Consider the following 13,600-nt stretch of genomic DNA (forward strand, 5'->3'; position numbering starts at 1 on the left):
ACAACCAAGACACAACGGAAATACAGACATGGCATCCCTTTCATTCAATAACGTCATCAAGCGCTACGGTTCCGGCAAGGACGCACTGCAAGTGCTGCACGGCGTGAACGCCGAGATCAACGACCACGAGTTCATCGTCATCGTCGGGCCCTCGGGTTGCGGCAAGTCCACCCTGCTGCGCATGGTGGCCGGGCTGGAGGAAGTCAGCGACGGGCAGATCTCCATTGGCGGCAAGGTCGTCAACGAGCTGGAACCTTCCGAGCGTGACATCGCGATGGTGTTCCAGAACTACGCGCTCTACCCGCACATGAGCGTATTCGACAACATGGCTTACGGCCTGAAGATCGCCAAGGTGCCCAAGGATGAGATCAAGACGCGCGTCGACAAGGCCGCCAAAATCCTGGAGCTGGGCCACCTGCTGGACCGCAAGCCCCGCGCGCTCTCGGGCGGACAGCGCCAGCGCGTGGCCATGGGCCGCGCCATCGTGCGCCAGCCGCAGGTGTTTTTGTTTGACGAGCCGCTATCCAACCTGGACGCCAAACTGCGCGTGCAGACGCGTCTTGAAATTCAGAAGCTGCACCGCGAACTCGGCATCACATCCCTCTTCGTCACGCATGATCAGGTCGAAGCCATGACGCTGGCCCAGCGCATGATGGTGATGAACGCCGGCCGCATGGAACAGTTCGGTACGCCCGAAGAGGTTTACAACCGGCCCGCCACCACCTTTGTGGCCAGCTTCATGGGCTCGCCTCCCATGAATTTGCTCAAGCAGGCCCCGAATGCCGACTTCGGCGGCAAGCCCGGCGCCATTCTGGGCATACGCCCCGAGCACCTGACGGTGGGTCCCACCGGCTGGGCAGTGCAGGTCGACACGATCGAAATGCTGGGCGCCGAGCGCCTGTTGTACTGCCGCATGGGCAGCGAAGCCATCATCGTGCGCACCGACGAAAGCCTGTCAACGGCACCCGAGATCGGTGCGACCATCCACGTTACGCCGCGCGCAGATCGCCTGCACTGGTTTGACTCGGAAACGGGCAAACGGATCTAATTTCCGGCTTTCGTCTCGTCTCCACAGGTCCTGAGCACACCCATGACAAACCCCGTATCAGCTGCCAACTGGCCCTACCCGCGCTGGGTAGCGCATCGCGGCGCCGGCAAGCTGGCGCCGGAAAACACCTTGGCCTCCTTCATGTTGGGCGCCAGCCATGGCTACCGCATGTTTGAGTGCGACGTGAAACTGAGCGCCGACGGCGTTCCCTTTTTGCTGCACGACGCCACGCTGGAGCGCACCAGCAACGGCAAAGGTGTGGCTGGCGAGTTAAGTTGGGAGGCGCTGGCCAAGCTTGACGCCGGCGGCTGGCATTCCCCGGCGTTTGCCGCGGAGGGCCTCGCCAGCTTTGAGCGCATCGCCCGCTTTTGCCTGGACAAGGGCTACTTCCTCAATATCGAGATCAAGCCCACACCGGGCATCGACAGTCACACCGGCACCGTGGTGGCCAACGAAGCGGCCCGGCTGTGGCAGGGCCAAGCCATTCCCCCACTGCTGACGTCCTTCCAGCCGCTGTCGCTGGAGGCGGCTCGAAATGCCCAGCCCCAGTTGCCACGCGGCCTGCTGCTCGACCAACTCCCCGCCAACTGGCTGGAAACAGCGGCTCAGCTGGGCTGCGTGGCCATCGTCTGCAACCACAAACTCTGGAACGCCGATACGGTGGCCCAGGCCAAAAAAGCCGGCTTCAAGTTGCTGAGCTATACGGTGAATGACGAAGCGAACGTGCAGCGGCTGCTGGCCCTGGGCACCGACGGCATCATCACCGACGCAGTGAACGTCTTCAAGCCCGATTTGTAGTCGCTATTCGAAGGGACTTTAGAAATTCAATTACCGGGTGCAGGGCAAGGCGCACGGAGCGCAGGACACCGGAATGCACTTGGGTGCATGAGGATTCCGAGCAGCGCGCAACGCAGCCATGCGCCCGGCAATTGGATTTATAGAACCCCTTCAGGCCCGCCAGGCGCCCAGCAAAACCCACTGGCAGACGGCCGCGCCGACCACCATGGCGGCATACGTCAGCATCTTCCCGTCATGGCCGAAGAACACAAGCCCGGCCACCAGCACCACCACGTTTGCTACAAAAACAATAGCTGCTTGCGCATACCAGGTCTGGGCTAAAGGCATTTTTGATCTAAATAATCCACCCATAAGCTGAGTTGCCAGCACCAGCAGCAGGGCCACCGCGGCGGCCGGCAGGACAAGATTGAGCAGGTGGTTCGCCAGCAGGTAAAAGGTCATGCGCGTAGGGATAGTTAAAAACTCGCCTGGCTTCAGAGCAAATCCAAAACAAGCTTCAAAACGGCCAAAAAAAGGACTATCAGGGCGATTGTCCGGCCTTTGTACCGTCCTGACCGCTTCAATTTTATAATCGGAGGATGTCAGTCTGGGCCCTTGGGCTAAACCACAACACCGCACCGCTCGATTTGCGCGGCCGGTTCGCCTACGCCCTGGACCAGGTCGAGCCCACTTTGCGCGGTTTGCGCGAGTCGCTGGCCCGCCAGCCCGAGGCCACGCTGCTCTCTACCTGCAATCGCACTGAGATTTACTGCGCTGGCGAAAAGAACGACCTGGACCACACGCTGGACTGGCTGGCGCACAGTGGCGGCGTCTCGCCCGCCTTGCTGCGCTCACATGCCTATACCCTGCACGACGATGCAGCGGCCCGTCATGCTTTTCGCGTGGCCAGCGGGCTCGATTCCATGGTGCTGGGCGAGCCCCAGATTTTGGGCCAGATGAAGGACGCCGTGCGCGCCGCCGAAGACGCGGGCGCCATGGGCACCACCTTGCACCAGCTGTTCCAGCGCTCCTTTGCCGTGGCCAAGGAAGTGCGCAGCAGCACCGAAATCGGCGCGCACAGCATCAGCATGGCGGCGGCCAGCGTGCGGCTGGCCGGCCAGCTGTTTGAAGACCTCGGCGACATCAAGGTGCTGTTTGTCGGCGCCGGCGAGATGATTGACCTCGCGGCTACCCACTTCGCCGCCAAAAACCCCAAAGCCATGGCCATCGCCAACCGCACGCTGGAGCGCGGCGAGAAGCTGGCCGGCCGCTTCGGCGCCGAAGTGATGCGCCTGGCCGATTTGCCCAGCCGCCTGCATGAGTTCGACGCCGTGATCAGCTGCACCGCCAGTACGCTCCCCATCATCGGCCTGGGCGCGGTCGAGCGCGCCGTCAAGCTGCGCAAACATCGCCCGATGTTCATGGTCGACCTGGCCGTGCCGCGCGACATCGAACCCGAAGTCAAGGCCCTGCCCGACATCTACCTCTACACGGTGGACGACCTGGCCCACGTGGTGCAGACCGGCAAGGACAGCCGCAAGGCCGCCGTGGCGCAAGCCGAGGTCATCATCGACGCGGGCGTGCAGAACTTCATGCACTGGCTGGGCCAGCGCCGCAGCGTGCCGCTGATCCAGCAGCTCAATGCGCAGACCGACGAGTGGCGCGCTGCCGAAATCGTGCGGGCCAAAAAGCTGCTGGCCCGGGGCGAGCCCATCGACACGGTGCTGGACGCGCTGACCCGCGGCCTCACCCAGAAAATGCTGCACGGCGCGCTGGCCGAGCTGCATGCGGGCGACGCCAACAGCCGCGAAGCCACGGCACAGACCGTATCCAGGCTGTTTTTGCGCGGCCAGCTGCCCAAAATCCAGTCCGACGACAAAGAGCGTTAGCGGCCGCCAAGGCACTGACTTCCTGTGCCGGCCACAGCCGGTTGCTCCGCTGACGGAGCGTCGTTGTTGACGGCCTTCCGGCCCCCTTTTTCCAGTCCTCCATTCCCATGAAACCTTTTCTTCGCCAAACCCTGGACCGCCAGCTGCTGCGGCTGCACGAGCTGGACGCGCTGCTGTCTGCCAGCGACGTGGTCAGCGACCTGGACCGCTTCCGTTCGCTGACCCGGGAGCACGCCGAAGCCAGCGTGATCGCCGACCAGTACTTGCGGCTCACCAGTCGCGAGGCCGACCTCGGCAGTGCTGAAGGCATGCTGACTGAAGCCAAAGATGACCCGGAAATGGCTGCGATGGCGGAGGAAGAAATCGCCGCCGCCAAAGCCGATATCGCGAAGATCGACGAGGCCCTGCAGCTGATGTTGATTCCGAAGGACCCGGACGACGCGCGCGCGGCTTTCATCGAAATCCGTGCCGGCACCGGCGGTGATGAATCAGCGCTGTTCGCCGGTGACCTGTTCCGGATGTACACCCGCTTTGCCGAACGCAACCGCTGGCAGGTGGAAATCATCAGTGAATCCTCCAGCGAACTGGGCGGCTACAAGGAGGTCGTGCTGCGCATTGACGGCGCCACGGACGCCCTGGGCGTCGGTGTGTACGGCAAGCTGCGATTTGAGTCAGGCGGCCACCGCGTACAGCGCGTGCCCGCCACCGAAACGCAAGGTCGCATCCACACCAGCGCCTGCACGGTGGCCGTGATGCCGGAGCCGGACGAAGCCGTAGCCATCCAGATCAACCCGGCCGACCTGCGTATTGACACGTACCGCGCCAGTGGTGCCGGCGGCCAGCACATCAACAAGACGGATTCGGCCGTGCGCATCACGCACATTCCGACCGGCATCGTGGCGGAATGCCAGGAAGGCCGGAGCCAGCACAGCAACAAGGCCCAGGCGCTCAAGGTACTCACCGCACGCATCCACGAAAAAGACCGCTCCGAGCGCGCCGCCAAAGATGCCGCCCTGCGCAAGGGGCTGGTGGGCACAGGCGACCGCAGCGACCGCATCCGCACCTACAACTTCCCGCAGGGGCGGTTGACCGACCACCGCATCAACCTGACGCTGTACAAGCTTCTGGCCATCATGGAAGGCGACCTGGGCGATGTGGTCACGGCCCTGCAGGTGGCGCGCGGCGCCGAGCTGCTGGCGGAGCTTGAGACCGCCAACAATGGCGCCTGAACATCAGCAGTTGAGCAACAAAAAGGCCTCCAGCCCAATCAGGATGTGCGCAAGCAGCTACTATTTTCATAGCACTTCAAGGGGGTTCAGTTGAGCGGGCTTACCTGCGCGCAAGCCCTGGCTGCCGCCCAGGCATTGGGGCTGGACCGCCTGGATGCCCAGTTGTTGTTGTTGCATGCGCTGGGCAAACCGGAGCATGCCCGCGCCTGGCTGCTGGCCCACGATACGGACGAGCTGGCAGAAGATGCCGCGCAGCGTTTCCAGGCGCTGTGCCTGCGCCGCGCCAGCGGAGAACCGCTGGCTTACATCGTGGGCAGCAAGGAGTTTTTCGGCCTGACGCTTCAGGTGGATGCCCGTGTGCTGGTACCGCGCCCCGACACCGAAACGCTGGTGAGCTGGGCGCTTGAGCTGCTGCAGGTGCCCGGCGCACCGGCCGACCCGCGAATTCTGGACCTTGGCACGGGCAGCGGGGCCATTGCCCTGGCCATTGCCCACAGCCTGCCCAAGACGGGCCGACAGGGCCGCGTGACGGCGGTGGATGCGAGTGCGGACTCGCTGGATGTCGCCCGGGATAATGCGACCCGCCTGAACCTGGAGATCGATTTCATTCAAAGTCACTGGCTGCAGGAAGTTAGCGGACACTTTCACCTGATCGCCAGCAATCCGCCTTACATTGCCAGCGCTGACCCACATCTGGCTGCCCTGATTCACGAGCCCCTGGCCGCCCTGACTGCCGGCCCGGACGGGCTGGAGGACATCCGGGAGATCACCCGGAAGGCGCCCGCCAGCCTGCTGCCAGGCGGCTGGCTGTTGCTGGAGCATGGCTACGACCAGGCAGAAGCCGTGCGGTCACTGCTGGCGCAAGAGGGCTTTGTACAGGTTCAGAGCCGGCGCGACCTGGCGGGCATCGAACGCTGTTCTGGCGGGCTGTGGCCGGGCGAACGATGAATCCACACGGGAAATCAAACGGCAGGATAATCGGGAGGTTGAATTCTGGTTTCCAGATTCCATGTATTTGAAACAGCCTCGCCGAAACGCGTTTTTCGGCCCGGTACAGGCGCTTCGGCCCACACCCCAAAAGGATTCACCATGAGCACGACAGACCCTACCCAGCAACGCATCGCCGAAATCGTCAAATCGAGCGATGTGGTCCTTTTCATGAAAGGCACGGCCCAATTCCCGATGTGCGGTTTTTCCGGCCGTGCCATCCAGGTGCTGAAGGCCTGCGGCGTGAACAAGCCCGCCACCGTGAACGTGCTGGAAGACGAGGAAATCCGCCACGGCATCAAGGAGTTCAGCAACTGGCCGACCATTCCACAGCTCTACGTGAAAGGCGAGTTCATCGGCGGCTCGGACATCATGATGGAGATGTACCAGAACGGCGAGCTGCAACAGGTGCTGGGAACCCCCACCACCAACTGAGCGTTGCAGGCGTTGTGCCGGCTTTGCACCGGCGCCATCGATGGATCAGCGCGTGTAGCCCGCGCAGGCGCCTGCATCTACCGCGCCCTTGCATTCGCGTTTGAGCCGGGCATCGCGCTGGCCGGGTGTCTCGCCGGACCCTGAGATGAATTTGACTTTGCCGCCTGAATTTACCGCACCGGATTGAGCGGCGGTCTTCTTGGTTTTTTTGGCCTTGGCGGGCTTTACCCCATCCTGGGCCGATTGAGCCTGCACATTACCGCCCAGCAGCGCCATGGCCAAGACGGCAGCCAGCGCATTGCAAAAATTCCTGTTCATACTTTTTCCTCCCTTTTTATTCTTTCGCAAACGCAGGTGACACCGCGTTTCGCCTCAAGCTTTATTGCAGCTTGGGGTCGCCAAATTGTTCATCATCAGGTGGCACATCCGCCGGCAGGCGGAACCCTTCGCTGGCCCAGGCGCCCAAGTCTATGTTCTTGCAACGCTCGCTGCAAAATGGGCGAAAAGGGTTGCTGGGTGCGTAAATGCTTTCACCGCCGCAGCCCGGGCATACGACCCGTTTGAGGGGCGGGGAATCGTTCTTCATCGCAGGCATGTTTGTAGACAGGTCTGGGGATCAATCGGGTGTGATGGCGGGGAGGCTGCAAGTCCTGAAATCAGGAGCAAAGCGTCAGCTCAAACGCAGAATCTTCGGTGCTGGCGTGCAGCCGGTCGTCACTGCCGTGACGCATGAGGCGCACCGACACAATCAGCCGGTTACCGCTGATTTCGGGAATCAGCCCCAGAGCCGGGTCTATCCGCAGGCGCAACAGCTGGAAGGTACGCCCCTGCGGCAACGTCTGCTGGTATTGCCCGCCGGGCGCCACCACTTTTTGAGGCGCCCCGGAGTCACGCAACAGCGTTAGCAGTACACGTATGGATTCGGCCAGCGGCACCAGCGGTGTGATCCAGCGCTGCAGGTCTTGCTGGCGTGTTTCGGTGTCCAGGTGTTGCCATGCATAGTAGGCCGGCAAATCAAACTCACAGGTCCCGCCCGGGATGCCGACACGGCTGCGAATGCTCATCAGCCAGTCGTTTTCCGTCAGGGAATGACCGGCTTTGCCCGGCAGGTTGTTCAAGGCGGAAAAACAGCCCTCAAGCTGGCCGGTCACCTCGTCCAGAACGGCTTCGGAAATGGCCGGGTTGCCGCGGTAGCCGTTGAGGACATGTTTTTGCTTCTCAAGGTCCTTGAGCACGTCGGTCTTCAGGTCGGCCCGCGCGCCGACATCCATGATTTCAAAAATGGTCGTGATCGCGTAATGATGATCCGTCGGGCTCTCACGCTCCACCAGTTCACCGAGACGGCGAAACAGGTGCTCAAGTCGCAGGTAAGTGCGTATTCGTTCGTGAAAAGGATACTCGTAAAGGATCACAGCGCTAGATTTCGTCAGCTTTGAATGAGGAGGTTTGTTTGCGCATCATAGCCCGAAGCGCCTGGCAAGCTGTCGGACCAGGGCTTCCAGGCTCGCCAGAGACAAGCCATCGTTATAGAGGCATATGTCAGCCGCAGACAGGCGCTGCGCGCGGCTTGCCTGGCCAGCCATGATTTTCTCCACAACCTCCCGTGGCCAGCCGTTTCGGGTCATCACGCGGTCAATCTGGGTCACCTCGCTGCAATCCACAACCAGAACCTGGTCAAGCTGCTGTCGCCATCGTCCCGACTCCACCAGCAACGGGACGTCAAAAATGACACAAGCACTGCCGCCCGCGACCGCCTGCTCATATTGATGCAGGGTTTCCCGGCTTACCCAGGGGTGCACGATGGACTCGAGCCTGCGCCGTGCAGACGGGTCGTCAAAGACCAGCTGCCGCATCCGTTCCCTGTGCATGGCGCCTTCGGGGGTGATCAGTTCTCCGCCGAACAGCGCTGCAATTTCCGGCACAGCCGCCCCACCGGCTGCCGTGACCGCACGGGAGATGGCATCAGCATCCACCAACGCCGCGCCGTGAGCAACCAGAATACCGGCAAGCGTGCTTTTACCGCTGCCTATGCCACCGGTCAGTCCAATACGCAGGGCTGCACGGGACATGGCATCACAAGCCCACAAATCGCAAAATGGATTGCGGCCCAAAAATCATGGCCGTGAAACCCGCACCGGCCAGGAAAGGTCCAAAGGGCACATAACCGCCCTCGCGCAAGCCGGTGGAGAACTTCAACGCAATACCTATGACAGCACCAATCACCGAAGCCATCAGGATCATGGGAACCAGCGCAGGCCAGCCGAACCAGGCACCGAGTGCGGCGAAAAGCTTGAAGTCGCCATAGCCCATGCCCTCCTTGCCGGTGGCCAGTTTGAAGGCCCAGTACACGAGCCATAGAGACAGGTAGCCAGCGACGGCACCCCATAAGGCCGTTGGCAGGCTAACCGAAGGGTTCCACTGCAGGGCGGCAACGATCAGGCCGGCCCACAGCAAAGGCAAGGTGATATCGTCCGGCAGCAGCGTGGTGTCCCAGTCGATCATCGCCAGGGCCAGCAGTGCGGCCGAAAAGCCGCACCAGCCCAGCGCAGTCAGCGACCAGCCCCAACGCCACACACAAAAGAAGAACAAGGCGCCCGTCACTGCCTCCACGACGGGGTAGCGCATACCGTAGGGCGAGCCGCATACCGAACACTTGCCTCGCAGGAACACATAACTGACCACCGGAATGTTCTCGTACCAACGGATGGCATGGCCGCAACTGGAGCACCGTGAGCGTGGCACCAGCAGATTGAACTTGTCGGAAGGTTCTGCTGCATGCCCAGCCAGTTCCGCGCATTCCTGCGCCCACTGCCGCTCCATCATTTTGGGGAGGCGGTAAATCACAACATTCAGGAAACTGCCAATCAGCAGGCCCAGGATGCCGGCCAGCGACGCATCAAACGCCGGGCCCATACCCGTACCCATCAAACGACTTGACCCAGCTTGAAAATGGGCAGGTACATCGATACCACGATGCCGCCAATAAGGGTACCCAAAAACACAATGATGATGGGCTCCATCAGGCTCGAAAGGCCGGCCACCATCTCGTCGACTTCCGCCTCATAAAAGTCGGCGGCCTTACCGAGCATGTGATCGACGGAGCCGGATTCCTCACCAATGGCGCACATCTGCAACACCATGGTCGGGAACAGATTCGCATTGCCCATCGCGGCGGTCAGGCTGGTGCCCGTGGAGACTTCCTGCTGGATTTTTTCGGTGGCATCGGCATAGAGGGAGTTACCAGACGCTCCACCGACGGAATCCAGCGCTTCAACCAATGGAACGCCGGCGGCAAACATGGTGGACAAGGTACGGGTCCATCGGGCAATGCACGATTTTTCAATCAGGGAGCCAAAGACAGGCACCTTGAGCAAGGCTCTGTCCATGAACTTCTGCATTTTTTCGTTGCGCTTCCAGGCCTGGAAGAAAAAGTAAAGGCCACCACCGATGCCGCCAAAAATGAGCCACCAATAGGCTACGAAGAATTCACTAACGGCAATCACAAACAGCGTTGGTGCCGGCAAGTCAGCGCCAAAAGATTTAAACACTTCCTTGAAAGCCGGGATCACAAAAATCATGATGACCGCGACCACCACAAAGGCCACAATCACCACCGAAATGGGATACATCAGGGCCGACTTGATTTTCGATTTGATGGCTTCCGTTTTCTCCATGTAGACCGCAAGGCGGTCCAGCAGGGATTCCAGAATACCTGCAGCTTCACCGGCCTCGACCAGATTGCAGTACAGCGCATTGAAATACATCGGGTATTTGCGAAAAGCCGCGCTCAAGGAGGTACCGGTTTCCACGTCAGTGCGCACATCGTTGAGAAGCTTGGTGACGCTGGCGTTCGGATTGCCGCGACCCACAATATCAAACGACTGCAAAAGCGGAACGCCCGCTTTCATCATCGTAGCCAGCTGGCGGGTAAAGATAGCGATATCCCTCGGCCTGATCTTCTTGCCGGAGCGCATGCTGCGCTTTTTGATCTTGGTGGGCAAAACGCCCTGGCGGCGCAGGGAAGCCTTGACCTGGTTTTCTCCGGCGGCCCGGGTTTCGCCCCGAACCTGTTTGCCGCCGCGGTCTTTGCCCTCCCACTCAAAAACAAATTCCTTGACGCCTTTGACAGATGCTGCAGTTGCCATGATGGTTTTCTCGTTTTATCGATGGCCCAAGCCACCTTTCGCTACAGACGCCGATTAATCAGCACTTTGCGTGAGCAAATTTAAACATTCGTGCAACCCAAAACCTCTTCCAGTGAGGTCATTCCGAGTTTAACTTTTTGCAATCCGGACTGGCGCAGGCTTCGGACCCCTTCGAGTTCAGCCTGCGCAGCGATTTCAAGCGCACTTCCGTCGCGAAGGACAATACGCTGGATTTCCTCGGAAATCGGCATCACCTGATAAATACCGACACGCCCCTTGTAACCATTTGTGCACATGGAGCAACCCACAGGCCGATACGGCGTCCACGAGCCGTCGACGTCATCCTCTTTGAAACCGGCCTCCAGCAATGTCTCGCGAGGGATATCAGCAGGAGACTTGCAGTTGGGGCAAAGCCGGCGCGCAAGGCGCTGGGCCGTGATCAGGATCACGCTTGAGGCAATATTAAAAGGAGCAATGCCCATGTTGCGCATACGCGTCAACGTGGTGGGTGCGTCGTTCGTATGCAGCGTGGACATGACCATGTGGCCGGTCTGCGCGGCCTTGATGGCGATATCAGCCGTTTCAAGATCGCGAATCTCACCGACCATGATGATGTCCGGATCCTGCCGCAAAAAGGCTTTGAGCGCGACAGAAAAAGTCATGCCGGCCTTGTCATTCATGCTGACTTGGTTGACACCGGGCAATGTGATTTCGGCGGGATCCTCAGCGGTGGCAATGTTGACACCCGGCTTGTTCAGAATATTCAGGCAGGTGTACAGCGACACGGTTTTACCGGAACCCGTGGGCCCCGTCACCAGCACCATGCCGTAGGGTCGCTGAATGGCGGCCATCAGGCGCTCTTTTTCAATCGTTTCATACCCCAGTGCATCAATGCCCAGCTTGGCACTGCTCGGATCCAGAATACGGATAACGATTTTTTCGCCATACATGGTCGGCAAGGTGCTCACCCGGAAATCGATGACCCGGTCGGGGCCGATCTTGAGTTTCATTTTGCCGTCTTGCGGTACGCGTTTTTCCGAGATATCCAGCTTGGAGATAACCTTGATGCGCGCGGCAAGCTTTTCCTTGATGGCGACCGGTGGTGACGCGATTTCGCGCAATTCGCCGTCCACCCGGAAGCGCACCCTGTAGGTATGCTCAAACGGCTCGAAATGCAGGTCGGAAGCGCGCATGCTGAAAGCATCAAGCAGCATCTTCTGGAGAAATTTGACAACCGGAGCGTCCTCAACTTCGGAGACACCCGCTTCATCTTCGGTTGCGCCAGAATCCACACTGGTTTCATCAAACTCAAAGTCATCGCCGATGATGCTTTCCATCGCCTCAGAGGCGCTGGTGTTGGATACTTCCGACAGCTTGGACAGCTTGTCGTATTCGGCGATGACCCAGTCGACCCCCATCTGGGTGGAAAACTTGATTTTTTCGGCCGCCTCCTGGTCAGATGGATCTGCCGTTGCAACAATCAGCCGGTTATTGCGTTTGCTCAGAACAACGATACGGTACGTTGCACAGATTTTGGAATCGAGCAGTCCCTTGGGCAGGCGCTGTATGTCTATGGCGTCCAGGTCAAGCAAAGGCGCCGCGAAGGCGGTCGACATGGTGTGCGCCAAGTCAGACGCGGAAACCGCTCCGGAGCCCGTCAGTTCGGCGATGAAGCTGGTGCGCCCCGTTTGGGCTTTGCGAAAGATGTCTTCAGCAGCCTTTTGACCCAGCTTCCCCGCAACCACCAAGGCCCGACCCAGACCTGGCAATGCCATGGATGGTGGTTGGTTAATAGCAGTGTCGACAGCGGCCATGGATTCTCTGGATAGGCTTAAATAGGTATCATCGCTTATAGATTACAAGGTGTAAATCGAAAACGCGCCAGAGGCCTGCCCGGCGTTGGAAGTATGCGAAGAAACGCACACATACGGCCAAGGCCAGGATATTTTTGGTCGGGGTGAGAGGATTCGAACCTCCGGCCTCTACGTCCCGAACGTAGCGCTCTACCAGGCTAAGCTACACCCCGATCCGGCAGCCGTCAGAAACGCCTTTCCAGCAATTGGGAGGCCAGCTGCATCAGGGCATTACTGTAAATGTTTTGGGGCAGGGCCTGCAAGGCATTCAGCGCGCGCTGTGCTTCTACAGCCGCAGCATCCCGGGTGGCCTGCAGCGCTCCGGTCTGTTGCACGATGGCGATGATCTGTGTCATCTGGTCCGTGCCACCCGTCTCAATTGCCTGCCGGATGGTCGTACGCTCAGCCCCGGTACCTCGCTGCATGGCGATGATCAGCGGAAGTGTCGCCTTGCCTTCGCGTAAATCGTCGCCCAGGTTCTTCCCCATCTCAGACACATCCCCGTCGTAGTCCAGCACGTCGTCGATCACCTGGAATGCGGTGCCCAGTGCCTGGCCGTAGTCTGCGCAGCTTTGCTCAATGGCTGGCGGCGACTGGGCCAGCAAGGCCGCCAGGCGGGCGCTGGCTTCGAACAGCTTGGCCGTCTTGGAGCGGATCACCCGGAGGTAGCCCTCCTCCGACAGTGTCGCGTCGTGCATGTTCATAAGTTGCAGCACCTCGCCCTCGGCGATCACGTTGGTTGCCTCGGCAAGGGTTTGCATGACACGCATATCGCCAGCTTCGACCATCATCTGGAAGGCCCGGGAATACAGAAAATCACCCACCAGAACGCTGGCAGGGTTGCCAAAGGCTTCGTTGGCGGTTGCTCGCCCGCGGCGCAACGTGGACTCGTCCACCACATCATCATGCAGAAGCGTTGCGGTATGGATGAACTCGACGACGGCGGCGAGGTTGTAGCGCTGAGCCTCTTTGTATCCCAAAGCGCCGCACATCAAAAGCAACAGAGCCGGCCGCAACCGCTTGCCGCCGGCCGCAACGATGTACCGGGAGACCTGGCTTACAAGGGGCACCTCGGACTTCAGGCGAAGCTCGATGACGGCGTCCATTCCCCGCATGTCGTCTGCAATCAGGGCGAGGGCTGCGGCGGTGCTTGAAGAATTGGCAGACAAAAGGCGGATCCAGACGTAAGTTTGGGCAGATTATAGGAAGACCCCCGCCCGCCATACCCGGCCCAGTC

15 protein-coding genes and 1 tRNA gene are annotated in these 13,600 nt (G+C 60.4%); 6 read left to right on the top strand and 10 right to left on the bottom strand.

The annotated features are described in order from the left end of the window. Nucleotides 1-28 precede the first annotated feature (28 nt). The gene (locus tag AC1DU8_RS17055; RefSeq protein ID WP_457279664.1) at nucleotides 29-1,048 is read left to right on the top strand and encodes a sn-glycerol-3-phosphate import ATP-binding protein UgpC; all 1,020 of its coding nucleotides are present in this window, start codon (nucleotides 29-31) and stop codon (nucleotides 1,046-1,048) included. Between the two features lie 42 nt (nucleotides 1,049-1,090). Further along, nucleotides 1,091-1,846 (top strand): glycerophosphodiester phosphodiesterase, encoded by a 756-nt coding sequence (ugpQ, locus tag AC1DU8_RS17060; RefSeq protein WP_477701736.1) that lies wholly within the window; start codon nucleotides 1,091-1,093, stop codon nucleotides 1,844-1,846. 150 nt (nucleotides 1,847-1,996) lie between these two features. On the opposite strand, the gene AC1DU8_RS17065 is transcribed toward ugpQ, so the two are convergent. Next, on the bottom strand, nucleotides 1,997-2,287 hold the full coding sequence (locus AC1DU8_RS17065; RefSeq protein ID WP_457279666.1) for a hypothetical protein: 291 nt from the start codon (nucleotides 2,285-2,287) through the stop codon (nucleotides 1,997-1,999). Between the two features lie 137 nt (nucleotides 2,288-2,424). Here AC1DU8_RS17065 and hemA point away from each other — a divergent pair, with 137 nt between their 5' ends. The 4 genes from hemA (at nucleotide 2,425) to grxD (ending at nucleotide 6,365) form a co-directional block, all read left to right on the top strand. Further along, nucleotides 2,425-3,714 carry a glutamyl-tRNA reductase gene (hemA, locus tag AC1DU8_RS17070; protein ID WP_457279667.1) on the top strand — a complete coding sequence of 430 codons (1,290 nt, stop codon included), beginning with the start codon at nucleotides 2,425-2,427 and terminating at the stop codon, nucleotides 3,712-3,714. Between the two features lie 107 nt (nucleotides 3,715-3,821). Then, nucleotides 3,822-4,943: a peptide chain release factor 1 gene (prfA, locus tag AC1DU8_RS17075; protein WP_477666071.1), complete on the top strand. Its 1,122-nt coding sequence runs from the start codon at nucleotides 3,822-3,824 to the stop codon at nucleotides 4,941-4,943. A gap of 90 nt (nucleotides 4,944-5,033) precedes the next feature. After that, the gene (gene prmC / locus AC1DU8_RS17080; protein WP_477666070.1) at nucleotides 5,034-5,891 is read left to right on the top strand and encodes a peptide chain release factor N(5)-glutamine methyltransferase; all 858 of its coding nucleotides are present in this window, start codon (nucleotides 5,034-5,036) and stop codon (nucleotides 5,889-5,891) included. A gap of 141 nt (nucleotides 5,892-6,032) precedes the next feature. Then, nucleotides 6,033-6,365, top strand: coding sequence for a Grx4 family monothiol glutaredoxin (gene grxD / locus AC1DU8_RS17085; RefSeq protein ID WP_457279670.1), 333 nt, complete (start codon nucleotides 6,033-6,035; stop codon nucleotides 6,363-6,365). 45 nt (nucleotides 6,366-6,410) lie between these two features. Here grxD and AC1DU8_RS17090 read toward each other — a convergent pair whose 3' ends face one another. The 9 genes from AC1DU8_RS17090 to AC1DU8_RS17130 all read right to left on the bottom strand — a co-directional run bounded on the left by AC1DU8_RS17090 (nucleotide 6,411) and on the right by AC1DU8_RS17130 (nucleotide 13,532). Continuing rightward, nucleotides 6,411-6,683 (bottom strand): hypothetical protein, encoded by a 273-nt coding sequence (locus AC1DU8_RS17090; RefSeq protein WP_457279671.1) that lies wholly within the window; start codon nucleotides 6,681-6,683, stop codon nucleotides 6,411-6,413. A 61-nt stretch (nucleotides 6,684-6,744) separates the two neighbouring features. Continuing rightward, on the bottom strand, nucleotides 6,745-6,960 hold the full coding sequence (locus AC1DU8_RS17095; RefSeq protein WP_457279672.1) for a DNA gyrase inhibitor YacG: 216 nt from the start codon (nucleotides 6,958-6,960) through the stop codon (nucleotides 6,745-6,747). 61 nt (nucleotides 6,961-7,021) lie between these two features. After that, nucleotides 7,022-7,777 carry a cell division protein ZapD gene (gene zapD, locus AC1DU8_RS17100; protein WP_457279673.1) on the bottom strand — a complete coding sequence of 252 codons (756 nt, stop codon included), beginning with the start codon at nucleotides 7,775-7,777 and terminating at the stop codon, nucleotides 7,022-7,024. A gap of 45 nt (nucleotides 7,778-7,822) precedes the next feature. Then, nucleotides 7,823-8,434 (bottom strand): dephospho-CoA kinase, encoded by a 612-nt coding sequence (gene coaE / locus AC1DU8_RS17105; protein WP_457279674.1) that lies wholly within the window; start codon nucleotides 8,432-8,434, stop codon nucleotides 7,823-7,825. Between the two features lie 4 nt (nucleotides 8,435-8,438). Beyond that, nucleotides 8,439-9,290, bottom strand: coding sequence for a prepilin peptidase (locus AC1DU8_RS17110; RefSeq protein ID WP_457279675.1), 852 nt, complete (start codon nucleotides 9,288-9,290; stop codon nucleotides 8,439-8,441). Then, nucleotides 9,290-10,510, bottom strand: coding sequence for a type II secretion system F family protein (locus tag AC1DU8_RS17115; RefSeq protein WP_457279676.1), 1,221 nt, complete (start codon nucleotides 10,508-10,510; stop codon nucleotides 9,290-9,292). The genes AC1DU8_RS17110 and AC1DU8_RS17115 overlap by 1 nt, the downstream gene beginning before the upstream one ends. Nucleotides 10,511-10,590: 80 nt before the next feature. Further along, nucleotides 10,591-12,324 (bottom strand): type IV-A pilus assembly ATPase PilB, encoded by a 1,734-nt coding sequence (gene pilB / locus AC1DU8_RS17120; protein ID WP_457279677.1) that lies wholly within the window; start codon nucleotides 12,322-12,324, stop codon nucleotides 10,591-10,593. A 135-nt stretch (nucleotides 12,325-12,459) separates the two neighbouring features. Beyond that, a tRNA-Pro gene (locus tag AC1DU8_RS17125) sits at nucleotides 12,460-12,536 on the bottom strand. 12 nt (nucleotides 12,537-12,548) lie between these two features. Further along, nucleotides 12,549-13,532 carry a polyprenyl synthetase family protein gene (locus tag AC1DU8_RS17130; RefSeq protein WP_457279678.1) on the bottom strand — a complete coding sequence of 328 codons (984 nt, stop codon included), beginning with the start codon at nucleotides 13,530-13,532 and terminating at the stop codon, nucleotides 12,549-12,551. Between the last annotated feature and the right edge of the window lie 68 nt (nucleotides 13,533-13,600).

This window comes from Polaromonas sp. P3_A5 (genome assembly GCF_056403055.1).